This window comes from Roseivirga ehrenbergii (assembly GCF_001593005.1).
GTDB classification, from domain to species: domain Bacteria; phylum Bacteroidota; class Bacteroidia; order Cytophagales; family Cyclobacteriaceae; genus Roseivirga; species Roseivirga ehrenbergii.
The window spans coordinates 266263-289022 of the sequence record NZ_LQZQ01000049.1 but is presented as its reverse complement, the minus strand read 5'-3'; the positions used below and the strand labels follow the sequence as shown (position 1 = coordinate 289022).

The window sequence follows — 22760 nt, the reverse complement described above, 5'->3', positions numbered from 1 at the left end:
ACAAATTAGCTCATTTTATAAGCTATTTCAGCAAATCAAACTATGTTTCCGATTTAGCCTCTCTAATTCAATTCTTTTTCTACCATTCTGTTGGTTGCTTTTAATTGTCAGTTGCGCTGATAAAAGATCGTCTGACTTAACCGTCCATTTGGTTCTTGAAGGTGAAATTAAAATTCCTATGGACGCTACAACATCTGGTATATCAGAGTATGTAACTACTTATAACCATCTTAAACCATCTGATTCAATTTTCAACAATAACCAAACATATCTGTGCTACCTGAATAGAGGAAAAGAAATCCAATTCTATGACCTGGAATCGAAAGAAATTATTCACCGAATTAGTTTCCAAAGTGCTGGGCCAAATGCAATTATTGGAAGAATCACCGCTTTTAATGTGGTATCAGCAGACTCCATATTTGTATCCTCATTCCCGGTGCCATTTGTCTTTAGGGTTAATTTGCTCGGAGAGGTTAAAGAAAAAATTATGTTAGGTCCATTTGACAAAGCGGTTGAGCCAATATCAAACACTTCAAAACCTCTTTTGGTTACCAACAACCATATTTATAGTAGCTTCTATACTACATTGCCTCCAACCGACTTTCATAGTCCACTCAGCGGTGATGAACTTGATAATGTGATCATTGATATAGATTTAAAATCAAAGAAACAAAAGCTGCAATACCATCTTCCTTCCCCCTACACAAAAAATAAATTGCTCTCTCACTATTATTATAACCCTTCAATAGAAAAAGGGAAACGAAGTGGTGAAATTCTTATCAGTTTCGGAGCCCATGACAGCATTTCAGTAACTGACTTTAACAATTTCGATCGTAATTACTATGCAGGCTCAAGCCTTTTTGATGAAATTCCATCACTTGAAAAACAAGACGGGTGGGATCATTACAGGTTGAACTACATGTATGAAGGTATAATTTATGATGAATTCAGAAACTATTACTACAGATTCTTGACTCTACCTAAAAAGAAAGATGAATTGAAATCTGAAGACCTGAAGACTGGGAATGTGAAAGATATAGCGATCATCATTCTAAATGGGAATTTCGAGAAAATAGGAGAAACCATTATTGATCCATCCTACAGCAACATGACCTATTTCATCAATGAAGAAGGATTGAATTTATTCAATATTGAAAAGGGGCTCACAGATGAGGATAATCTTTACTTTGGCACCTTCAAAGTATCGAATCTGTAAAGAACAGAATATCATTACCTTCTATCATCCGTTTGATAGTTCGAATGGAAACCCAATAAAACTGAGGTAAACGAGAAAATAGATCTAAGGAAACTGTATCACCAACTTCCCAAAAGTCCCTCCTTCTTTCATGGCATCGAAAGCAGAAATAATTTCTGAAAATGGGCGCACTGAATCTAAAATAGGCTTGATTTTATGTTTGTTGATGAAAGCGACCATCTGCTCAAATTCTTGGTCGTTGCCCATGGTGGAACCTTGTAGGGTAATCTGATTCCAGAACATGCGGAACATGTCCAGTTTTTGTGGAGTGCCGTTGGTAGCACCATAAAAAACAATTCTTCCAGAAGGCTTCATCATTTTAATAAAGTCGTTGATCTGATCTCCGCCTGCGCTGTCGATGACAACATCGAAACCACCAGAAGCCTGAAGCGCTTCTTTCTGCCAATCTTCGGTTTTATAATTAAAGCCAGCCTTTGCGCCTAAATCTATGCAGGTATTAATCTTATCGGCACTTCCCGAAGTAACGTACACATTGGCTTGAGCCGCCAAAGCGTACAACATGGCAAATTGCGCTACGCCTCCTCCAGCTCCCGAAATCAATACATTTTGACCTGCGGCCACCTGACCTTGGGTAAATAAAGCCCTAAAAGCTGTAAGTCCGCCCAAAGGAATAGAAGCAGCTTCTGCCCAGCTTAAATGCACTGGTTTTTGATGAATCTTTGAAGCTTCTACTTCTACATATTCAGCCAAGGTGCCATTAGTCGGCATTCCTAATATGTGGTATGCTTTCGACTGTACCTTTGGGTTTTCTCCCCAATCTATATTTGGATTGATGATAACCTCATTGCCAATCAAATCTGATGAGACCCCAGCACCAACTTCTTCTACAATTCCAGCGCCATCAGAACCTAAAATCGTGTTCATCTGAATATTTGGGTATTTTCCTTCCCTTATCCATTGATCACGTCTGTTTAAAGCAGCTGCCTTTAGCTTAATCAAAACCTTTCCTTCGGCAGGCGTAGGTTTTTCCACTTCTAACAATTGAACTTTGTCTTCTGGATGATCTACTAATACAAGTGCTTTCATTAGTTTTTAGGCTTATGTATTTCTATTTTGGCTGACCCAATTCTGTAAGAATTATTTTTTTAAGACGCTCTAAAAAGGAGGTTCCTCTCCACTTGGAGGCAATTCAGGACTGTCATTGCCATTGGCTTTACTTTGGAAGGTCATAGCTCCGCCACCGCCAGATTCAAAGCTAGCCGCACCAGAACCTGGTAATGAAGTTCCGTAACCTCCACCAAAACCAGTCACGTCCAAGTCGGTAAATTTGGTGTACTTACCAATAAACTTGAGTTGTACGTTTTCTAAAGAACCGTTTCTGTGCTTAGAAATAATCACTTCACCCACACCTTGGGTTGGCATTCCGTTTTCGTCTTGCGTAATACCGTAGTATTCAGGTCGGTAAAGGAACATTACCATATCGGCATCCTGCTCAATAGAACCCGATTCCCTCAAATCTGAAAGTTGAGGACGCTTATCACCACCACGGGTTTCTACTGCCCTACTCAACTGTGAAAGTGCAATTACAGGCACATTCAGTTCTTTGGCTATATTTTTTAGAGCTCGCGAAATAGAAGCAATTTCTTGTTCACGGTTACCTCCTCCGCCTCCACTTTTAGATGAATCGCCAGACATCAGCTGGAGGTAATCAATTACCACCAGTTGAATGTCGTGCTGTTGTTTTAACCTCCTACACTTCGCCCTTAATTCAAGGATAGAAAGCGCAGGGGTGTCATCTATAAAAATGGGGGCTTTTGTTAGATTCGCTGTTTTATGAACGAGCTGTGCCCATTCGTGTTCGGCAAGGTTTCCCTTCTTAATCTTCTCACCTTCGAGTTCCGCTTCGCCAGAAATCAAACGATTGACCAACTGCACCGATGACATTTCCAGAGAGAAAATGGCCACTGCGTGTCCGTGGTCTACCGCTGCATTTCTCAGGGCAGAAACCACAAAAGCAGTTTTACCCATCGCGGGCCTTGCTGCAATAATTACTAAATCAGATTTCTGCCAGCCAGAGGTTACTCTGTCTAAACTCGTGAAACCAGAAGGAATTCCTGTGAGGCCATCTTTATGATTTCTACGGGCATGAATTTCTTCAAGAGCGGTAGTCATAATGTCCTTCATTTTCTGATATTCTTTACGAATATTGGTTTCAGAAACTTCGAACAGCGACTGCTCCATTTTATCGAGCAGCTTAAAAACATCGGTAGTATCTTCAAAAGCTTCGCGCTGAATTTCAGAGGAAATACGAATCAACTCTCGCTTAATGGATTGTTCAACTACAATTCTTGAATGGTATTCAATATTGGCCGCAGAACTTACACGGTTGGTAAGCTGGGTAATGTAATACGGCCCACCAATCATTTCAATTTTACCTTCTTTCCTTAACTGGCTGGTTACAGTAAGAATATCGATGGGTTCAGAAGCCTGAAAAAGGTCATAAATGGCCTGATAGATTACCTTATGGGCTTCTTTATAAAAAGATTCAGGCCTAAGAATATCAATTACGTTGGTCAAGGCATCCTTTTCCAACATTAAAGCACCTAAAATGGCCTCTTCAAGGTCGGTAGCTTGGGGGGGTAACTTTCCCAATTGGCTCAGTTCGTCACCTAGATTGTTTCTAGATTTGTAACCCAAACGCAGTGCTGCAGACTTTCCTTTTTCCATTCTTCAAACCTAGAGCAAATTCCTGTGTTCGGCAAAGATTACAACAGGTACTTACCCACATTTTTTACACCTTGTTATACACCTTAGATTCTAGATAATTTTACTTTATTTGTCGAGCGTCCTTTTTGTCTTAATTTTGAACATTCAACCCTTTTGATCTCATGACTAAAAACTCCCAGCGTATCCATTTCATTGCCATTGGCGGAAGCATCATGCACAGCCTAGCCATCTGTTTGGCCAAAGCCGGGCATCATGTAAGTGGATCTGACGATCATTTTCATGAGCCATCTAAATCGAAACTGAAAGAGTCTGGCTTATTACCCGAAAATGAAGGTTGGGATGCCAGCAAAATTAACAGCGATTTGGATTTTGTGATTTTAGGAATGCATGCCAAGGCAAACAACCCAGAGTTACTAAAAGCACAAGAACTCGGCCTTAAAGTGCTCTCTTTTCCTGAATACATTTACGAAGCTTCTAAGAACAAAAAGCGTTTGGTGATTGCAGGAAGCCACGGAAAAACCAGCATGACTGCCATGGTAATGCACGTTTTACAAGATGTTGAACGTGACTTCGACTATATGGTAGGCGCTCGAATCAATGGATTTGATGAACAGGTAAAGCTATCGGACGCTCCTATTATAGTTATTGAAGGCGATGAATACTTGACTTCGCCTTTAGACCCAAGACCTAAATTCTTTCATTATAAGCATGATATTGTTACCGTTTCGGGAATTGCCTGGGATCACTACAATGTTTTTCCAACGATAGAGAATTACATAAGCCAATTTGAATTACTGGCCGATTCTTCTGCAAAAGGTAGCACACTGATTTACTGTCAAGAAGATGATTTAGCCACTAAGGTTATTGGCGGAAAAGAAAGACCAGGCGTGACAGCGATTCCTTACAAAGCGCACGACCATGTGGTGAAAAATGGTGTTACCTATTTAAAATTGCCCAATGACGAAATCAAAATCGAAATTTTCGGCTACCACAACATGCAAAACCTTAGTGGAGCACAAGCCTTACTTAAGCAAATAGGTGTAACTGACGAGCAGTTTTATAAAGCCATCGCAACCTTTAGCGGTGCGGGTAAACGGATGGAGATTCTAGGAAAAAATGAAGCTTCTACAATTTATACCGATTTTGCCCACGCTCCTTCCAAACTTTTGGCTACAACCTCTGCCGTTAAACATCAGTTTCCTAACCGTTTCTTGGTGGCATGTTTAGAACTGCACACTTTTAGCAGCTTAAACAAAGACTTTATTGAACAGTATAAAAACACGTTTAACGACCCTGATGAAGCGATTATCTTCATTAATCCAGAAGCGGTAAAGCAAAAAGGACTCGAAGTATTAACCGAAGAAGATCTTAGAACGGCTTTCAACAGAAAAGACATTATTTTATTCAACGACAGTGCTAAATTGAATGAGCACTTAATGCAACACAACTGGACCAACAAAAACCTGATTCTTATGAGTTCTGGTAATTTTGGGGGACTTAACTTACAAGCACTTAAGCAACATATTCTTTAAAAGCACCTGCATAAACAGGAAATCATGGAATTAAACCTAAAAAACCCATTGGCGTTTTTCGATCTGGAAACGACAGGTATCAACATTGCCCAAGACAGAATCGTAGAATTGGCCATACTCAAAGTAATGCCCAATGGCGAGGTGGTAAAAATGCATCATTTGGTCAACCCTACCATTCCAATTCCTGAAGAGTCGGCCATGATTCACGGAATTCGCGATGAAGACGTGAAAGACAAACCCACTTTTAAAACCTTGGCCAAAAGCATTGCTAAATTTTTAGAAGGAGCCGATTTAGCGGGTTTTAATCATGTGCGATTTGATATTCCGCTTTTGGTAGAAGAATTTTTAAGGGCTGGGGTAGATTTTGAAGTAGGCAACAGAAAACTTGTTGATGCCCAAAAAATCTTCTTTATGATGGAAAAAAGGACGCTTTCGGCCGCTTATCAATTCTATTGTAATAAAGAATTAGAAGGTGCACATGGCGCTATGGCCGATACAGAAGCTACTTACGAAGTGCTTAAGGCTCAACTCGATAAGTACAATGGACAATCAGTGGAAGATATTGGCGGCAATGTTATTGCAAAAATTGAAAACGACATGGCTTCATTACACCAGTTGGTAGGCTCCAATATGGTTGATTTAGGTGGACGCTTTGTGTTCAACGACCAAGGCGTAGAGGTCTTCAACTTTGGGAAACACAAAGGCAAGCCTGTAACCGATGTGCTCGAAAAAGAGCGAGGCTACTACGACTGGATGATGCAAGGAGATTTCCCTCTCGACACCAAGCGTAAACTCACTCAAATTAAGCTCAAGGGCTTTAAAATGGGGTAAAATAGGGTTTAGTATTTAGTAGATAGTACCTAGATAGAAATCATTACCATTTTAGGTTTTGTATACAAAAGTTAATCAATGCTTTCTAACATCCTCTCTCTCCTATTGTCCATCACTTTAATTGCACTTGGCTTGATCCATTTCAATTGGGCGTTGGGTGGAAAGTGGGGGTTTGAGGCAGCCCTACCGACCAACGAAGCAGGTAAAAGAGTACTGAACCCTAAAAAATTCGATAGTCTGATTGTAGGTTTAGGCCTTTCTGCTTTTGGGGCTTTTTATTTATTTCAAGCAGTATTTACAGCGATAGAAATGCCTAATGGGCTTACCACTTATGGAGGCTGGATTATCCCCTCGATTTTTTTACCCAGGGCAATTGGTGATTTTAGATTCGTAGGTTTCTTTAAGAAAATCAAATCTACTCCTTTCGCTAAAATGGATACTAAGCTGTTTTCTCCCTTGTGTTTATGTATGGCTTTGGCGGGCTTTGCTATTCAGTTATTAGCGGAATAACATTCACTATTCGAAAGCCCTCCAAAAGTTGTTGGAAATTATATCCCCATTAGTAAATAACTTCATCAGAATTCCGTTTGAAAACTTTTGGAGGGTTGACACCATGTGAAACTCATGCTTTACACATAAAAAAACGGACTCACTTTAAGGCGAGTCCGTTTTAACTTTAGGTTTAAAATTGCTTAAGCAATCTCTACCAATTCTATATCAAAGATCAAGTCTTTGCCAGCCAAATCATGGTTGGCATCAATAACGACTACATCTTCTTTTACTTCTTTCACTTTTACTGGCACTTGTTGGCCATTAGGTTGCGACATTGCAAGTTGCTGCCCAACTTCAGGTTTTAAATCTTCAGGTAAGTTGGCTTTTGGCACATCGAAATATAAATCAGGATTAACTTCACCGTAAGCCTCTGCTGCAGGAATTTCAGCAGTTACTTTTTGTCCTTTTTCCATCCCATCTACGGCAGCGTCAAATCCTTTGATCATTTGACCCGCACCCACTTGAAAACCTAATGGCTCTCTTCCTTCAGATGAATCGAATACGGTTCCATCTTTCAATCTTCCAGTGTAATGCACTTTGACGTTATCGCCTTGCTTTGCTTTTGACATAATTCTTTCTTTTAAATTTTTCCTTGATTTTCAAGAAGTTGCAAAGTTATAAAACCTTAGCGCAATGCCCAGTAATTATGGGAAAAGCTGCCAACCTCTTGGTTTTTAAAGGTTCTTTAGGTAGAACAGTCTCTGCTGAATATTGTTACAAACCTCTGATTAAAGGAACAATATGTTCCAATCGCTATCTCAATAACTGTCAGAAAAGCCAAGTTAATTTTGTGCTAGAAAGCATTCAAAAGCAAAGTACATTGAGTAGATTAAGACGTTATTTGGAGTGTAAACCCAAAAAGCCAAGAACCACTTACAAACAATCGGAAATGAGCTTTCTAAAAGCCGAATGGCGAAAACTAGCAATTGCAAATTATTTTATTGATCCAAAGGTATTGGTCAAATACCTTCCTCCCAAAACTGAGTTAGACTTATGGAACGGCACCTGCTATGTTAGTCTTGTGGGCTTTATGTTTCTCAACACCAAATTATTGGGCTTACCTATCCCCTTTCATCGCAATTTTGAAGAAGTAAACCTTAGGTTCTATGTAAAGTATAAGGAGGCCGGTAAATGGAAAAGAGGTGTGGTTTTTATAAAGGAAATTGTACCCAAACCAGCTTTGACATTCGTTGCCAATACTATTTATAAAGAGCACTATCAAACCATGAAAATGTCGCATTCATGGCTAGAGTTTGAAAAAGAGAGGTTGGTGGAATACACTTGGTCACTCAATGGAAAGAAAAACACCTTTTCTTTAAAAGCTGATTTAGAGCCTACAGTTATTGACCGAGGCACCGTTGCTGAATTTATTACCGAGCATTACTGGGGCTATACCAAAGCTGGAGCAAACTCCACCTTTGAATACGAAGTAACTCACCCTCGATGGGATTGCTATAAAGTAACAGACTACAAGATTGACGTGGACTTTAATGCGGTTTACGGAAATGACTTCGCAATGCTTACCGACATTAAACCAGTATCCGTAATGCTGGCCGAAGGATCTGAAATCACAGTCGAAAACAAAAGGAAGGTATGAGGTACTAATTATTCATAACGATGAGCCAATCTCTTCCACAAATAAGAACCAAGAAAGGTTTAAAGGTTCGCGGTACTTATTTACCTTTGCAGCATGTTTGAAAATGCGAGTTTTGTAATAAGCAATACGGATCACAATTTGTGCCCTAAACCAGATAAGCCTGAGTTTGCATTTATTGGCCGTTCGAATGTGGGCAAATCGTCCCTCATTAATATGCTTACACAAAAGAAGAACTTGGCAAAAACTTCTGGTCGACCTGGCAAAACACAGCTAATCAATCATTTTATTGTGGACGATCAGTGGTATTTGGTCGATTTACCTGGCTATGGTTATGCCAAAACCAGTAAGTCAAATCGAGTGGCTTGGAGTATTATGATTGAGAAATATCTTTTGGAAAGAGAAAACCTCCAAATGGTGTTTGTGCTGATTGATAGCCGATTAGAGCCGCAAAAAATAGACATCGAGTTTGTAACATGGTTAGGAGAATCTGGAATCCCATTGGGTCTTATTTTTACCAAAGCCGATAAACAGTCGATAAATAAAACCCAACAGAGCATTGCCCGATTTAGAAAGGTAATGAAGCAAACTTGGGAAGAATTGCCTGTGATGTTCGTAAGTTCGGCCGAAACAGGTTTGGGTCGTGAAGAAATTGCCGAGTATATTCACGCAGTACTCACTACATAATTTTTATTTTAATCAAAGCCGATGGCGGATTAGCCCAAAGGCACTTAATGTATAAAACGTAAATATGAAGTTTGAAGAAATTGCCGCAGTAACTGGAAAAGGTGGTTTGTTTAGAATTGCAAAACCAGGAAGAACGGGGATAATTCTGGAGTCGTTAGACGCTCAGAAAAAGAAGGTAGTCGTAGGAGCCGATGCACAAGTATCCATTCTAAGTGAGATTTCTATTTACACTCATACCGAAGAAGGAGCTACTCCTTTGGCCGATGTAATGAGGAAAATCCACGCTGAATTTGATGGCGATACAGGCTTAAGCAAAACCTCTGATCCCGATGAATTGAAGGCCTTTTTACAGCACATTTTACCTGACTATGATGAAAGCAGGGTGTATGTATCTGACATCAAGAAACTGGTAACATGGTATAACCTTTTGGCCAAAGATCACCCTGAGGTTTTTGAGGTAGAACCAGAAACGGAAAAAGAAGAAGAAAAAGAAGAAAACTAAAAAGTAAATGCCGGCTCAACACCGGCATTTATTATTTTAAGACATTGCCTTTAATGATCATGATCATCACCAGCAAGACTCCCCGTTAAAGCTATTTTACCAGGCTTACCAGGTAAAATAATGTCGGTTACAAACTCTAAATTACTCTTTTTAAACATGCTGATTTTATTATTTGCAGCATCTGTTATGTAAATAAACTCTTCACTAGCAACAAAGGCTGGAGTGCCTGTTTCTGGTAAAGTGATGTTTAATGTCTTCGATGCCTTCACATCAAAATCATGCCCATCAAGTACTTTTACTGTTCCGTCAATATACAGTACAATCAAATCATGACCTTCCCAATCAAAGTTTACGCCTAATAAATTAGCGCTCTCTTCAATCACACTCATTTCGTTTGTAGTTACATCAAGTTTATATAAACCATACTTAGATTTAAACCCTACAAACTGATCACTTTCTACTCCATATAAAATAGAACCTATCCAATTAGAGCCAAATGAAGAAAGGTTGGGAATAAGCGCCTGACTTCCGTCTTGACTCACCTTTAATATTCCATCTGTTGAGCCAAACAAAACTAAACTTCCGTTACCTGCCTCACCGTGAATACCGCCAGTTTGAATTGTAGAAGCATGTAGCAAACCACCATTCATATCAACAATTTTCACTCGCTCAGGTAAAGTACCTGCAGCACTCCCATCCTTCTCGGTAACTGCTATAGTACCATTGTTGAATAAGGCAGGTGCACCATGATGTGCAACACCGACACTGAAAACCCTAGCACTCGCCTCTGTATGCAATGTGCTTTCTTTAAAATTTGAGATAGTCCCTTCTCCATCATTGAATACTAACATATTATCACCACGGCCATAGTAGTGTACTGGTCTAACCCCGGTTGCTTTGCTCAATGCCCATTTTGGTGTGCCCTTAATATGCGCATGGTCATCATGTCCTTCGATACCGCTATCAAAAAAGGTAGCCAGATTATCTGCTGTATTAATAACCGAGACGAACCTTCCACTCGGGCTACTATAAAGACTGCCATTAGCAAACTGTCCAGAATAGGTTTCAACTGTGGATTTACTAGGGTTTACAAAATAGTAATCAGGATTATCTTGATCCGATACCATTAACCTAACAAGTTGCCCCTCCTCTGCTTGTTCTGGAAGGTTTTCATCATCACTCTCACAAGCACTAAGTGCGAAAGCAAGTAAAACAGAATACAAAAATACATTTCTCATCATTTGTTTAAATTGATATAAATGCAACAATGATGCAAAACTAACAGGTCATTCATAAAATGCAACGTTGTTGCATTTGATATTTATAAATGGTTAAAATTTAATTTGAAATTGATTTGAGTTATAAATCAGATGCCCTTTACTTTAAGTCATATTTAAACTTTATGGCTCTAATTAATCAAGAAGATATACAAACTGGCCTTGCCCTCATCAGCAAAGACTTTCAAGTAGACCCGAAAAATTGGGAGTTGCAGCAAGGTGAAGAAATGACTCAAGAAAGAGCTTTTGACTTTCTATTAAAACTCGTAGAGCACCTAATGGCGCACGATTTCAACCGCCTCCTTAATAGCCTTTATAGAATTGATGTTTCGGAAGAGAAACTAAAACTGGCCTTGGCCGAATCTAACCACCCCGCTCAAACGGTTGCTCAAATGATTTGGGATAGGGAATTACAAAAGGTGGAAACAAGGAAAAAGTACTCGGGGAGGTAGTTATCAGGTATCAGTTATGAGTTATGAGAAAATAAAAATTTGAGATTAGACAGCCAAAATTAATATGAACCTATTTTCTTTCCCTAAACATGCCGTAGCCCCTTTCTTTTCCTGAGGTACGAAGGATCTAAGACAATACCAGCAATGATCTTTTAAGCAGAAATTCCAAATTTAAGTCATGCTGTAAGCATCCTTTTCAGCAACACAAATCATTGATTTGAAGTCTACCCCCAAACCCTTTTTCTTTTCCTGAGGCACGAGGAATCTAAAAAACAGATACTGATTAGTCAAACAAGAAGATCACAACTACCCCTCAGAAGCTTCTTTCACCATATTCTTACTACCAACAAAAAATGGTGCTCTTTGGTGAAGCGATGTTGGTTGTATTTCCATAATGCGCTGTTTGCCATCAGTGGCTAAACCTCCAGCTTGTTCTGCAATCATGGCCAAACAGTTACACTCATACATTAAACGTAATTTACCATTTGGGGCTTTAGCAGTAGAAGGATAAATATAAATTCCACCTTTCAATAAATTTCTGTGAAAATCGGCAACTAAAGATCCTATGTAGCGAGCAGAGTACCCTCTGTCCTTACAGGTATCTATATAATCAATAACCGCCTGCGGGAAACCTTTAGAACCACCTTCATTCACCGAATAAACCGTTCCATCTTTTGGCATTTTCATGTCTTGATGCGACAATAAATATTCACCCAAAGAAGGCTCATATGTAAAACCGTTTACTCCCTTGCCTGTAGTGTACACAAACATGGTAGACGAACCGTAAAGAATGTATCCTGCTGCAACCTGAGCCGTACCCGGCTGCAAAACATCTTCCATAGTTACGGGGCTTCCTACTGGCGAAACTCTTCTGTAAATGGAAAAAATAGTACCCACAGAAACGTTTACATCAATGTTTGAAGAACCATCCAACGGATCCATGGCAATAATATACTTTGCGTTTGGGGTCTTCAGGTCAATAATATCTTCATTTTCTTCCGAAATAATGGCCGCTACTTCCCCACCCTTTTGCAAAGCTCGGGTAAAACGAATATTTGCCGCCACATCTAAATTTTGTTGTGCTTCGCCTTGAACATTCTCTGCACCATAAGCCCCAGTGATATCGGCCAAACCAGCACGATTAATTTCTCTGTTCACCACCTTACCTGCATAAGCCAAATCTCTGATCAATTGAGATAATTCTCCTGAAGCAAACGGAAATGCTTCTTGGTTTTTCATGATAAACCGATCCAAATTTGAACCTATTGGAAGTGCGATACGTGAATTTTCAGCTTTAGACATGTGCAACTATAATTTTAATCTCAGAAAACGTTGATAACTTGCAGCGCGAAATTAACAAAAATAACTCACGAGCATTGAAAGTATTTAAGTTTGGAGGTGCATCTGTGAAAGATGCCGATTCGGTGAAAAATATGACCTCCATAATTGAGGCGAATATTTCCGATCAATTAGTGGTTATCGTCTCTGCCATGGGCAAAATGACTAACGCCTTCGAGAATATTCTCCAAAAATTAATCGATGAAGAAGACTATAAGGAAGCGCTTCAGTACGTAAAAGATTTTCACTTCGGGATTATTTCTGACCTCGGTTTGGCCGGAAACCAACAACTGAATCAAGAAATAAATACTGACTTCGAATCAATTCATCACGAATTGGATAGATTCAGCTCTTCAATGGGCTACGATTTTATTTATGATCAAACCGTGTCTTTCGGTGAGATTTTGTCTACTCGAATTGTAGCGGCATATTTAAATACCCGCCAAATTAAAACCGTTTGGCTAGATGCCCGAAAAATGGTGAAAACCGACAACATTCACCGACAAGCCCTTGTAGACTGGGGCGCCACGCAGAACATCATTCGTTCGCAAGTGTCGCAACACGCAGACAAAAGCGTAGTGCTTACACAAGGCTTTATTGGTTCGAATGCTAAGTTTAACACCACCACCCTAGGAAGAGAAGGCAGTGATTTCAGTGCTGCTATTTTCGCTACATCTTTGAATTCCGAATCGGTAACAATTTGGAAAGATGTGCCAGGTGTACTCAATGCAGACCCGAAAAAATTTGATGATACAGTGCTATTCGATCAGTTGCCTTATAAAGAAGCTGCCGAAATGACTTATTATGGTGCTTCGGTAATTCACCCTAAAACCATAAAACCCTTGGCTCAAAAAGGCATTCCCTTGTATGTTAAATCGTTCGAGAATCCTTTAGCGAATGGCACGCTTATTAACGAATGCGTGATTCCGAATTTGGCTCCTGCCATTATTCACAAAGGAAAACAGACCGTTATTTCGTTTAAAATAAGTGACTTCTCTTTCATCAACGAGCAGCATATTCATTTGATTTTTGAACACATCAACAGAAATCATCTTACGATTAATTTGATGCAAAATTCAGCTATATCGTTTACCATTTGTATGGACGATAACCCTGTAAAAAGAGAGCAGTTAAGAATGGCCTTAAAAGACGATTTCTTGATTTATTATAATGAGGGTCTAGAAATGATTACAGTAAAAAACTACAACCAGTCCACTATTGATAATCTTATTAAAGGCAAACAAATTATTATAGAACAACGCAGTAGGAACAACTTTCAAGTAGTCTATAAATAGTGACCCACTAAATGAACTTGTGTTTTCAGCTTTAACATTTATCGATTGGACAGTAGTTTTGGCCGCTGCTTTTGTTTTGGGTTTATCCAAATCGGGTATCAAAGGCATTAGTGTCATTATTGTAGCTTTATTGGTCTTTGTTTTTGATGCCAAATCTTCAACAGGCGTTCTCATTCCAATGCTCCTTGTAGGCGACATCTGCGCTGTGATTTATTACAATAGTCACGTACAGTGGAAATACCTGATTAGGCTTCTACCCTTCATGATGCTTGGTGTAATTCTCGGTACTTATGTAGGCAAGGGAATGGATGAAGAATCGTTTAGAAAAAGCATGGCCATTGTTATTTTTATTTCAGTGGTTGTAATGTTTTGGTGGGACAGACGAAAGTCAAAATCAGTTCCTCAGCATATTGGTTTTGCTGGTTTAATGGGCTTAACAGCAGGCTTTACTTCAATGGTTGGCAATTTAGCTGGTTCATTCTCCAATATTTTTTTCTTAGCCATGCGCTTGCCTAAAGACGCCTTTATTGGCACCACTGCATGGTTATTTTTGATCATCAACCTGTTTAAAATACCCTTTCATGTTTTTAGTTGGGGTACTATTACCTGGGAAACCCTCAAGATAAATCTAGTAGTTATACCCGCCATTCTTTTAGGTCTTTTTATCGGGGTAAGGCTTCTCAAAAAAGTCAACGATAAACTTTTTAGGCAGTTTATTATGGTAATGACAGCTGTTGGGGCTATCATGATTTATTTTAGTTAATGATCAGGGAGTAACTCCAGCACCACCAAAACGGGTCTATGGTCGGAAGCTACACGTTCATCAATGACACGTTTCTCTAAAACTCTCCACCTGTGGGCAGGTCGAAAAAGCACATAATCAATTTTTTTGATGGGTTCGTCTGAAGGGAAAGTGAATGCATTATCGTCAAATGACCGCTCCCAATCTTTAAAAAGCAATTGCATGGCCCTGTTTTCAGGAGTTTCATTTAAGTCGCCCACCAATATGGTTGGCAAATCATCCCTTTTCAATACCCTATTCACTTCTTCGGCTTGAATATATCGGTTATGACCATCCGCTTCATGGTCTAAGTGCGTGCCCACAAAACGAATGGTATCACCACTTTTGATCACCACATTAACTTCGGCTGCGGCTCTTGGTTCCTTTCCTTCAGTATAAGGCAAGGGATGATTCTTTGTTGTTAGAAAAGTATAATTTGAAAGAATACCTTCTCCATACTCTCCTCCGTCATAATACATGGCGCGGGCAAATAGTGGCGACATGTTGGTTCGAATGCCTAATTCGGTCACCAAATCGTATTTTTTAGAGCGATTGGTTTTGTAATCGACTTCTTGAAGAGCCACCAAATCAGGTTTTTCTTTACTAATCACCGAAGCGATTAAATCTAAATCGAAGTCGCCTTTCAGTGTTTTTCCATGCAGAATATTGTAGGTCAATACCCTTACAATTCTAGAAGAATCTGGGGCTTGGGCCGAAAGCTGACTTCCTAAAAAAAGCGTGACGAATAGAAAACTGAGGCTTCGAAAGTAGTTCATAGTGAATTCTGATTGATGATTTGAAACATGGCTTTCCGCTAACTATTCTTCCGTAGCAGGTTCGCTCGTAGCCAAATAAACCTCTAAATTACTAATGGTCGGGCTTCCCTTGGCATCGGTAAAAGTAATCTTCAATTGACTGGTGGTTACTTGCGGTAAGCGAAGGATGCGTTTGTAGCCTATGGTGGTTTCATTGGCGATTTCTTTATAGCCGCCTTCTTCCTTCACTTCCACTTTAAAAGCTTTAATACGTTGCCCTAGCGGAATGTATTCCTGAAGCACCAAACGATTAAAAGTAGTTTCTTTATTAAAGTTGATCATCAGCTCGCTTTCAATCACATCGTCATCTGTCGCCCAATAGGTATCGTTATACTCATCCAAAATATTGGAAGACAGATAGTCATTTCCTCTGGTGTTCGAGGCCACTGCTTTTGCGTCTTTGGCCAAGTTCAGAGCAAAAGTTTCGTCTAAGGTCTTGCGTAATTCCATCAAGGCTTTCACATCATTCTCATGTACCAAACCTCTCCGATCGACAGGTAGGTTGAGCAGCAGGTTGCCATTTCTCCCAACGGATTTATAATAGATATCCAGCAGTTCCGACAAGGATTTCACTTTATCATCCTGACTTTCATGGTAATACCATCCCGGTCGGATGGACACATCACATTCGGCAGGCACCCAATGCGTTCCATCTTCATGGCCAGAGGTGAGTTGTTGATATGGACCGATCCCCGGAGCAAACTCATCGCGCCTCAGCGGTGCCCAGTTGGTAGCATCAGCAAAACCGTTTTCATTCCCTACCCAACGCACATCTGGGCCGCCATCGCTAAAGACTACGATATCGGGCTGAAGTTCTTTGGCCAACGCAAAAGTGTTCTCCCAATCGTAATAGGTTTTTCGGTCTACATTTCTGGTTTCGTTGGCGCCTCCATAATAGCCGTCACCACCATTGGCCCCGTCTACCCAAAGCTCAAACACCTCCCCATAGTTCGTCAGCAATTCCCTCAACTGGTTACGGTAATAAGTAATGTATTCAGGATTTCCGTAGTCAGCATGGTTCCTGTCCCAAGGCGAAAGGTAAAGCCCCATTTTAAGGCCATATTCTTGACAAGCTGCCGCCAATTCTTTAATCACATCGCCCTCTCCGTTCTTCCAAGGACTATTTTTCACGGAATGTTCGGTATAAGCTGAAGGCCACAGAGAGAAGCCATCGTGGTGCTTTGCAGTCAGGATAATACCTTTCATTCCAGCTTCTTTGGCCACTCTTGCCCATTGGCGTGTGTCCAATTCCGTAGGATTGAAAAGGCTTGGAGACTCTCCTCCAAGTCCCCATTCCATATCAGTAAAAGTGTTCATATTGAAATGAACGAAAGCGTAGTACTCTAACTCGTGCCAATTCAATTGTTGGGTACTCGGCAGTGGCCCAATGGGCGCTGGTGGTGGAACTTCTTTAGCGCAAGAAAAGCAGAAAAAGGAAGCAAGAAGGAATACTTGTAGCTGATGTAATTTCATAAGAATTTAAAAAAGTCAGCAACAAGATAAGGAAGAAAGACTAGACTGAACAACCGCTTAGGGTCGAACTCAAAACTACATGACCAGTTTCGAATCAAAGTTTTTTACTTTTAGTCTATAATTAGCATTTTGCATTTACTTGCTGGAGGCCATCAATCCATATGGTATTTCGGTTGATTATATTTTTTAGCACAATCATTGCTAAAACTGAAGTTTCAAACAATACAAGCCTTGAATCAACGAATTAAGAATCACCTGCCCCCTTCCTTATCAAAGCTTATCGGGTTTAGTTTTGTAGCAGCGCTCTCCCTTCTTTCTATAAAAATTAATGCTCAAACCAAAATCACAAAAAACAGCGAAAACAGGTTTATTGGGATGATCAAAAGTGATTTCTATAGTGACCCCAATGGTTTATTGAAAGACGCTTCAATTGGTATAGAATGGTGGACGCTATTGGGTGAACCTGTAGAACTTTACTCTGTTAAATGGAATAGTACAGGTGTTTTTAAGGTAAACATTGAAGGTAAGCAAATAAGCATTTCTAAGAATTCTTTAAATAAATACCCCGATCTACAAAAGCGTTTTGACAACATAAAGCCTTATAAAATAGACTTTGCTATCTACGGCACGGCCGATGGTGGGTCTTCTTCTGTAAAACGAGGTAGCAGTTTCCAGTATTCTTCATTTTATAATCAGGGTAGCGCCTATAAAAAAGATGGTCAGTCTTACGACCCCTATAAACTTTCTGCGAGGGTGCTTTATCAAATTCCCGATGCAAAGTTATTGGTTGGTAAAAGCGGTCAAACAAGCAGAAGTATCGTACCTGAAAGCCCAATGACTTGGAATGAATTCATTGCTTGGAAGCAAAACACAAGTAATTATTCCGAACCCAATATCAAGTACGATTATTTAGTCTTGAATAAAAGTGAATCAGAATACCGCAAACTAGATGAAGGAGCAAAAAAACAGCTCATTTCCACACTCAAACACCTTTATTCCAACACCAATTCTTTCACCTTAAAAGCTCAAATCACCAACCTAGAATGGCCTAAATACGAGCTCGAGAGTTTAGCCAGAGAATTTCTAAAAAGAGAAGAAAAGAAAGAAACGGAAGAAGAACAAAAAGAAGACGACTTCTGGAGTGGCGAAGAAGAAAAAACAGACAAAACAAAAGAGGCTAAGGAAGACGATTTCTGGAATGGAAAATCGGAAAACACCCAAGAAAACACCGATGATTTTTGGAGTGGAAAGGATAAATCAAAAAATACTGAAGATGACTTTTGGGGCGGAAAAGGAAGTGTGGAAGAGGAAGTGGAGCTTGAGCGTAAACTAGCAGAAGCCTCTGGAGACCAGTATTTGGGGCATAAAACCGTAACCACAAAATACATAAGAGTACGCTGCCGTGATCATGGCGATATTGATGGCGACCGTGTTGAAATACTTCACAATGGAAAAGTAATAGAATCGAATTACACGCTTTCAGCGTCATTTTCCACTTTCAATGTAGAACTTACCGAAGGTATTAACAGAATATCATTTAGGGCACTCAACCAAGGTTCGTTGGGTAATAATACTGCTCAATTTAGAATAGAAGACCAGAATGACAACCTTCTTTACAATAACGAATGGAACATCACCACGGGCTATAAAGGCACCCTTCTTATTATCAAAAACTAGTATTTAATGAAGCATTTAGTCTTATCACTTTTCATCCTATTCTCCTTATCGCACGCTGGCTATTCACAAACTGCTAACGACAAGGCAAAGGCCTATTACTTAGAAGCTGTAAAGGCTTATGACAATTCCAATTACAGTAGAGCCATTTCTAATTTAGTAGAGGTAGAAAAAACATTGGGCAGTACAAACGCCCGTGTGCTTCATTTAAAAATTAAGGCTTACTATGCCAAAGGAGAATATTCTAATGCTAAGGCAAGTCTTGATCAATTTTCCAATTATAGCGACAGCGCTGCCGAAAACATAAAAAGTGAGGTCTATAGCTACATTGTAAAAGTAGACACCAAACTAAAAGAACAGCGAGCTGCCATTAGACTTCAGAATCAAAAAGACAGTATTGATGATGTTAATAGAAAAGAAAAAGCGAGACAAGCCAGGCTAGCGGCACAAAATAAAGCAGAAAGAGAGTTAATGGAAGCCATCGAAGAAAAGCTGGAATGGGCTCATTTTGATAGTGACAATGAATTCTTGTACCCATTTTACTATCAATCAAAGGGTGGATATATTGATGAATACGGGAACATTTCAATTCCACTTACTTATGAACGGGTGGGGCATTTCAGCCAAAGTTTAGCCTGGGTGAGTAAAAACGGGCAAACAGCAGCCATTAACAAAAACGAACAAATAGTTATTCCATTCAAATCCTATATCTCAGTTCGAGATTTTAATGAAAACGGATGGGCACTTGCCGAATTAGAAAACAACAAGTACCAATACATTGATAAAACTGGAAAAACTGCCCTTAAGATAGATTACCCTAAGGTTGGTTGGTTGAGCGAGGGACTTATAGCCGTAGGTAAACCATTAAATTTTGCTACTGACATATACGGATACATTGACACTACTGGAGAAATGGTGATTCCGATGATCTATTCCTCTGCTTCAAAGTTTCAGGAAGGCCTTGCCGCTGTTACCTTAGACAAAAATCGAAATGCTGGCTTTATCAATAAGAAGGGCGAAACCGTTATTCCCTTCAAATACGATTATACAGGAAGCTTTTCAGAAGGTCTTGCTGCAGTGAAATATCAAGGAAAATATGGCTTCATTAATAAACAAGGTGAGACCGTGATCCCTTTCAATTATGAAGATGCTTATTTTTTTGCTGATGGATTAGCGGCAGTAAAGAAACCTAACGGTTGGTGGGGTTTTATCAATAAAGAAGGTGAACTGGTAATTCCTTATCAATTTAAATATGGCGCCAATTTTGTAAACGGAACGTCCATTGTCACTAATCTTAACGATTGGATTGGAGAAATTGATACCACAGGAAAAATCATAAAGCCATTCACAGACCCTTATGCTAACCGCTAAAATTCTATTCAGAAGAATCAGGCTCAGAAGTTAACACCTCCCAAGTATGGTCGGCCAGTAGTTTTACGCTGGAGATAAATTGTTTGAAGGGTTTAGACCTCCCCCATTCCGTTGGGCCTATTAATGAAAGTAAATCCGTTCCGTCTTCACGCTCGTAGAGGTGATAGGTTTTTCCGATCAAAGGCTCAAAACTCATTTTGGCCATATAAATTCGTTCAGAAACTTCTACCCTTTCTTGAATGGCTTTGGCTTGTTCGGCCAACAGTTGCATTTGCTTATAAATCTGTTTGACCTGCATTTCGGTTTGCTCATGCATGGCCGCCACCGCCCTGCCTTTAATCCTTCCCTTGTCTTCCGGCTTAATCATGGCGCCACCTACCGTATGCGGAAAGCTAATGAGCCCGGGATTCTCGGTCGTCATTTCGCTCATTTTTTCTAAATCAATCTGATCTAGGTCTATCTTTTTTCCCGTTTTTGTCATGCTGAAAGGTTAACTCAAGTTTAATAAAACTGTTTTACTTTTCTTTAAGACTATCGATTTTAAGCGAATCTTGGGTATCGGGTTCCGAAGGCGCAATCGATTCCTTCAACAGTTTTTTGGAGCCCGGAAAACTCGTCCTGGTAGTAATATCATACCCCACAAGAATGGTGGCCAGAATGAACAAAATGGCTACAATGACGAATATCTTTTTTTGACGGTTCATAAATGAAATGACAATCTTTTGAAGAATAAAAGCTGAAATCGACTTTAAACGCAAGCCCTCCAAAAGTTGATTTCTTTGACTTTGGAAGATCACTATAACTCCAACTGAACTATCGTTGAGAACTTTTGGAGGCTTAGTTCACTTAATCTCGTTTTATTAATCGAACTCAGATCGTAAAGTTCATAAAATCGTTGCTTAATTTCGAACCAATGAAGAAAAAGCTGCCCAATACCGATCGCAAAATCATTCATATCGATATGGATGCCTTTTTTGCTTCGGTAGAACAGCTGGATAACCCCGAGTTTAGAGGCAAACCTGTGGCGGTGGGCGGAAGTAAAGAACGAGGCGTTGTGGCTGCGGCCAGCTATGAGGCCCGTAAATACGGAGTGCGCTCGGCCATGCCTTCCAAAACGGCCTATCAAAAATGTCCGCATATCATTTTCACCCCACCACGGTTTGAAAGGTACAAGGAAGTTTCAAACGTTATTCGCAGTATTTTTCTGGAATACACCGATTTAGTAGAGCCGCTCTCTTTAGATGAAGCCTTTTTAGACGTAACCGAAAACAAAATGGGGATTCCATCGGCTACCCTGATTGCCAAAGCCATTCGGAAACAGATTTTTGAGAAAACGGGCTTAACAGCTTCAGCAGGTATTTCCATCAATAAGTTTCTAGCCAAAATTGCCAGCGACTACCAAAAGCCCAACGGTATTACCCTCATTGGTCCTGAAAAAGCGATTTCATTTTTAGAAAAACTGGAAGTAGATAAGTTTTTTGGGGTAGGAAAAGTAACGGCCAAAAAGATGCACGCTTTGGGTATTCACACCGGCTACGATTTAAAACAATGGACGAAAGAAGCGCTAAAGGTGAAATTTGGCAAGGCCGGATCGTTCTATTATGATATTGTGAGAGGGCATGATTACCGCCCCGTAAACCCCAATAGAATCCGTAAATCATTGGGAGCGGAAAACACTTTTGACCAAGACTTGGTGGAGATTGAAGATATGAAAATGGCGCTCGACCCAATCCTTCAAACCGTTCATAAAAGATTAGAAAAGGCCGACACATTTGGCAAAACCCTTACCCTCAAAATAAAATTCAAAGACTTTAGCCAGATTACCCGAAGCGTTACTCAAACCGAAAACATAGTGAGCAGCGAAACACTTAAACAGCTGACTTTCAATTTACTTGAGCAGGTGAACTGGGAAGATTTTCCGGAAGGTGTGCGCCTATTGGGCGTTACTTGTTCTAATTTTGAGCAAGACGAAGCAGAGGAAAATGTCAAAAAAACAGGATACCAGTTGACAATTGACTTTTAGAATTGTTAAAATAGAACAAATTTTAATCGCTAAATCGAGTAAATTTGAGCAATATTGAAGCACAATATGGAAAAGTTAGTTATAGCAAGCCACGCAGAATTTGCAGAACACATTGGTAAGGAATTAGGTGTTTCAGATTACCTTAAAATCGACCAAGAAAGAATTAATGTTTTTGCCGATGCCACACTAGACCACCAATGGATTCATACCGACCCTGAAAGAGCCAAATCTGAAGGCGGTTTTGGAAACACCATTGCCCATGGTTATTTAACTTTATCTATTCTGCCGCATTTATGGGAGCAAATTGCCGATATCCGTAACATCAAAATGATGATTAATTACGGCATCGAAAAGCTTAAATTTAACCAGCCCGTAGTGGCCGATTCTGAAGTAAGGCTGAGGGTAAAACTCACTTCGTTGGCCGATTTACGAGGCATTACTAAATGCCAGCTGAATGTAAAACTTGAAATCAAAGACAACCCAAAACCTGCCTTTACAGGTGAAATGATCTTCTTATACCATTTTGAATAAGCCTCATTTTAAAACGACATAAAATACGCATAGCCTAACCCGAAAGAGTTGGGCTTTTTTGTTTGTTGGGGGAATTAGATCATTCCTTC

At 39.9% G+C, this 22760-nt stretch carries 23 protein-coding genes; 14 read left to right on the top strand and 9 right to left on the bottom strand.

Annotation, left to right across the window (positions count from 1 at the left end):
• Positions 1-178 precede the first annotated feature (178 nt).
• Entirely contained in the window at positions 179-1216 is a 1038-nt protein-coding gene (locus MB14_RS15765) for a DUF4221 family protein (RefSeq protein ID WP_062593265.1), read from the top strand.
• Positions 1217-1300: 84 nt separating this feature from the next.
• Here MB14_RS15765 and MB14_RS15760 read toward each other — a convergent pair whose 3' ends face one another.
• A complete protein-coding gene (locus MB14_RS15760; protein WP_062593263.1) occupies positions 1301-2302 on the bottom strand; it encodes a zinc-binding dehydrogenase in 1002 nt (333 codons plus the stop codon).
• A 69-nt stretch (positions 2303-2371) separates the two neighbouring features.
• Positions 2372-3943, bottom strand: coding sequence for a replicative DNA helicase (gene dnaB / locus MB14_RS15755; protein WP_062593260.1), 1572 nt, complete (start codon positions 3941-3943; stop codon positions 2372-2374).
• Between the two features lie 161 nt (positions 3944-4104).
• On the opposite strand from dnaB, the gene MB14_RS15750 reads away from it, so the two are divergent.
• The 3 genes from MB14_RS15750 to MB14_RS15740 all read left to right on the top strand — a co-directional run bounded on the left by MB14_RS15750 (position 4105) and on the right by MB14_RS15740 (position 6816).
• The gene (locus MB14_RS15750) at positions 4105-5475 is read left to right on the top strand and encodes a UDP-N-acetylmuramate--L-alanine ligase (protein WP_062593259.1); all 1371 of its coding nucleotides are present in this window, start codon (positions 4105-4107) and stop codon (positions 5473-5475) included.
• 24 nt (positions 5476-5499) lie between these two features.
• Entirely contained in the window at positions 5500-6306 is an 807-nt protein-coding gene (locus tag MB14_RS15745) for a 3'-5' exonuclease (protein ID WP_062593257.1), read from the top strand.
• Between the two features lie 78 nt (positions 6307-6384).
• The gene (locus tag MB14_RS15740; RefSeq protein WP_062593255.1) at positions 6385-6816 is read left to right on the top strand and encodes a DUF3995 domain-containing protein; all 432 of its coding nucleotides are present in this window, start codon (positions 6385-6387) and stop codon (positions 6814-6816) included.
• Between the two features lie 182 nt (positions 6817-6998).
• On the opposite strand, the gene MB14_RS15735 is transcribed toward MB14_RS15740, so the two are convergent.
• Positions 6999-7427, bottom strand: coding sequence for an FKBP-type peptidyl-prolyl cis-trans isomerase (locus tag MB14_RS15735; protein ID WP_053224815.1), 429 nt, complete (start codon positions 7425-7427; stop codon positions 6999-7001).
• Between the two features lie 251 nt (positions 7428-7678).
• Here MB14_RS15735 and MB14_RS15730 point away from each other — a divergent pair, with 251 nt between their 5' ends.
• The 3 genes from MB14_RS15730 to MB14_RS15720 all read left to right on the top strand — a co-directional run bounded on the left by MB14_RS15730 (position 7679) and on the right by MB14_RS15720 (position 9641).
• Entirely contained in the window at positions 7679-8455 is a 777-nt protein-coding gene (locus MB14_RS15730) for a YqjF family protein (RefSeq protein ID WP_246032562.1), read from the top strand.
• A gap of 93 nt (positions 8456-8548) precedes the next feature.
• Positions 8549-9139, top strand: coding sequence for a ribosome biogenesis GTP-binding protein YihA/YsxC (yihA, locus tag MB14_RS15725; protein WP_062593252.1), 591 nt, complete (start codon positions 8549-8551; stop codon positions 9137-9139).
• Between the two features lie 64 nt (positions 9140-9203).
• Positions 9204-9641, top strand: coding sequence for a DUF5606 family protein (locus MB14_RS15720; protein WP_062593250.1), 438 nt, complete (start codon positions 9204-9206; stop codon positions 9639-9641).
• Positions 9642-9691: 50 nt separating this feature from the next.
• Here the strand turns inward: MB14_RS15720 and MB14_RS15715 are convergent, their stop codons facing one another.
• Complete coding sequence (locus MB14_RS15715; RefSeq protein WP_132643966.1) at positions 9692-10882, bottom strand: hypothetical protein; 1191 nt, start codon at positions 10880-10882, stop codon at positions 9692-9694.
• Positions 10883-11043: 161 nt separating this feature from the next.
• Between MB14_RS15715 and MB14_RS15710 the strand changes: the two genes are divergently transcribed.
• A complete protein-coding gene (locus tag MB14_RS15710) occupies positions 11044-11370 on the top strand; it encodes a hypothetical protein (protein ID WP_062593245.1) in 327 nt (108 codons plus the stop codon).
• 306 nt (positions 11371-11676) lie between these two features.
• Here the strand turns inward: MB14_RS15710 and fbp are convergent, their stop codons facing one another.
• On the bottom strand, positions 11677-12672 hold the full coding sequence (fbp, locus tag MB14_RS15705; RefSeq protein WP_062593243.1) for a class 1 fructose-bisphosphatase: 996 nt from the start codon (positions 12670-12672) through the stop codon (positions 11677-11679).
• 74 nt (positions 12673-12746) lie between these two features.
• Between fbp and MB14_RS15700 the strand changes: the two genes are divergently transcribed.
• Positions 12747-14003 carry an aspartate kinase gene (locus tag MB14_RS15700; protein ID WP_062593461.1) on the top strand — a complete coding sequence of 419 codons (1257 nt, stop codon included), beginning with the start codon at positions 12747-12749 and terminating at the stop codon, positions 14001-14003.
• 19 nt (positions 14004-14022) lie between these two features.
• Positions 14023-14766: a sulfite exporter TauE/SafE family protein gene (locus MB14_RS15695; protein ID WP_062593241.1), complete on the top strand. Its 744-nt coding sequence runs from the start codon at positions 14023-14025 to the stop codon at positions 14764-14766.
• Here the strand turns inward: MB14_RS15695 and MB14_RS15690 are convergent.
• Positions 14763-15560 (bottom strand): endonuclease/exonuclease/phosphatase family protein, encoded by a 798-nt coding sequence (locus tag MB14_RS15690; protein WP_062593238.1) that lies wholly within the window; start codon positions 15558-15560, stop codon positions 14763-14765. The two genes, MB14_RS15695 and MB14_RS15690, sit on opposite strands and share 4 nt — an antisense overlap.
• A gap of 42 nt (positions 15561-15602) precedes the next feature.
• Complete coding sequence (locus MB14_RS15685) at positions 15603-17072, bottom strand: alpha-L-fucosidase (RefSeq protein ID WP_062593236.1); 1470 nt, start codon at positions 17070-17072, stop codon at positions 15603-15605.
• Positions 17073-17303: 231 nt separating this feature from the next.
• Here MB14_RS15685 and MB14_RS15680 point away from each other — a divergent pair, with 231 nt between their 5' ends.
• Positions 17304-18749, top strand: coding sequence for a hypothetical protein (locus MB14_RS15680; protein ID WP_132643965.1), 1446 nt, complete (start codon positions 17304-17306; stop codon positions 18747-18749).
• Between the two features lie 6 nt (positions 18750-18755).
• Positions 18756-20117, top strand: coding sequence for a WG repeat-containing protein (locus MB14_RS15675; protein WP_062593232.1), 1362 nt, complete (start codon positions 18756-18758; stop codon positions 20115-20117).
• Between the two features lie 4 nt (positions 20118-20121).
• Here MB14_RS15675 and MB14_RS15670 read toward each other — a convergent pair whose 3' ends face one another.
• Together MB14_RS15670 and MB14_RS15665 are read right to left on the bottom strand one after the other, a co-directional pair.
• The gene (locus MB14_RS15670) at positions 20122-20598 is read right to left on the bottom strand and encodes a DUF2452 domain-containing protein (protein WP_062593230.1); all 477 of its coding nucleotides are present in this window, start codon (positions 20596-20598) and stop codon (positions 20122-20124) included.
• Positions 20599-20632: 34 nt separating this feature from the next.
• Positions 20633-20821 (bottom strand): hypothetical protein, encoded by a 189-nt coding sequence (locus MB14_RS15665; RefSeq protein WP_062593457.1) that lies wholly within the window; start codon positions 20819-20821, stop codon positions 20633-20635.
• A gap of 209 nt (positions 20822-21030) precedes the next feature.
• Between MB14_RS15665 and dinB the strand changes: the two genes are divergently transcribed.
• Together dinB and MB14_RS15655 are read left to right on the top strand one after the other, a co-directional pair.
• Complete coding sequence (gene dinB, locus MB14_RS15660) at positions 21031-22140, top strand: DNA polymerase IV (protein WP_062593228.1); 1110 nt, start codon at positions 21031-21033, stop codon at positions 22138-22140.
• Between the two features lie 66 nt (positions 22141-22206).
• Positions 22207-22671, top strand: coding sequence for a MaoC family dehydratase (locus MB14_RS15655; protein WP_053224830.1), 465 nt, complete (start codon positions 22207-22209; stop codon positions 22669-22671).
• Positions 22672-22760: the final 89 nt, after the last annotated feature.

Excerpts from the sequence above, each read along its gene's own strand:
- MB14_RS15690 (WP_062593238.1), bottom strand. The coding sequence starts at position 15,560 with ATGAACTACTTTCGAAGCCTCAGTTTTCTATTCGTCACGCTTTTTTTA.
- dinB (WP_062593228.1), top strand. The coding sequence starts at position 21,031 with ATGAAGAAAAAGCTGCCCAATACCGATCGCAAAATCATTCATATCGAT.
- MB14_RS15740 (WP_062593255.1), top strand. The coding sequence starts at position 6,385 with ATGCTTTCTAACATCCTCTCTCTCCTATTGTCCATCACTTTAATTGCA.
- MB14_RS15735 (WP_053224815.1), bottom strand. The coding sequence starts at position 7,427 with ATGTCAAAAGCAAAGCAAGGCGATAACGTCAAAGTGCATTACACTGGA.
- MB14_RS15675 (WP_062593232.1), top strand. The coding sequence starts at position 18,756 with ATGAAGCATTTAGTCTTATCACTTTTCATCCTATTCTCCTTATCGCAC.
- MB14_RS15745 (WP_062593257.1), top strand. The coding sequence starts at position 5,500 with ATGGAATTAAACCTAAAAAACCCATTGGCGTTTTTCGATCTGGAAACG.
- MB14_RS15720 (WP_062593250.1), top strand. The coding sequence starts at position 9,204 with ATGAAGTTTGAAGAAATTGCCGCAGTAACTGGAAAAGGTGGTTTGTTT.
- MB14_RS15665 (WP_062593457.1), bottom strand. The coding sequence starts at position 20,821 with ATGAACCGTCAAAAAAAGATATTCGTCATTGTAGCCATTTTGTTCATT.
- yihA (WP_062593252.1), top strand. The coding sequence starts at position 8,549 with ATGTTTGAAAATGCGAGTTTTGTAATAAGCAATACGGATCACAATTTG.
- MB14_RS15710 (WP_062593245.1), top strand. The coding sequence starts at position 11,044 with ATGGCTCTAATTAATCAAGAAGATATACAAACTGGCCTTGCCCTCATC.
- dnaB (WP_062593260.1), bottom strand. The coding sequence starts at position 3,943 with ATGGAAAAAGGAAAGTCTGCAGCACTGCGTTTGGGTTACAAATCTAGA.
- MB14_RS15715 (WP_132643966.1), bottom strand. The coding sequence starts at position 10,882 with ATGATGAGAAATGTATTTTTGTATTCTGTTTTACTTGCTTTCGCACTT.
- MB14_RS15765 (WP_062593265.1), top strand. The coding sequence starts at position 179 with ATGGACGCTACAACATCTGGTATATCAGAGTATGTAACTACTTATAAC.
- fbp (WP_062593243.1), bottom strand. The coding sequence starts at position 12,672 with ATGTCTAAAGCTGAAAATTCACGTATCGCACTTCCAATAGGTTCAAAT.
- MB14_RS15760 (WP_062593263.1), bottom strand. The coding sequence starts at position 2,302 with ATGAAAGCACTTGTATTAGTAGATCATCCAGAAGACAAAGTTCAATTG.
- MB14_RS15670 (WP_062593230.1), bottom strand. The coding sequence starts at position 20,598 with ATGACAAAAACGGGAAAAAAGATAGACCTAGATCAGATTGATTTAGAA.
- MB14_RS15750 (WP_062593259.1), top strand. The coding sequence starts at position 4,105 with ATGACTAAAAACTCCCAGCGTATCCATTTCATTGCCATTGGCGGAAGC.
- MB14_RS15655 (WP_053224830.1), top strand. The coding sequence starts at position 22,207 with ATGGAAAAGTTAGTTATAGCAAGCCACGCAGAATTTGCAGAACACATT.
- MB14_RS15685 (WP_062593236.1), bottom strand. The coding sequence starts at position 17,072 with ATGAAATTACATCAGCTACAAGTATTCCTTCTTGCTTCCTTTTTCTGC.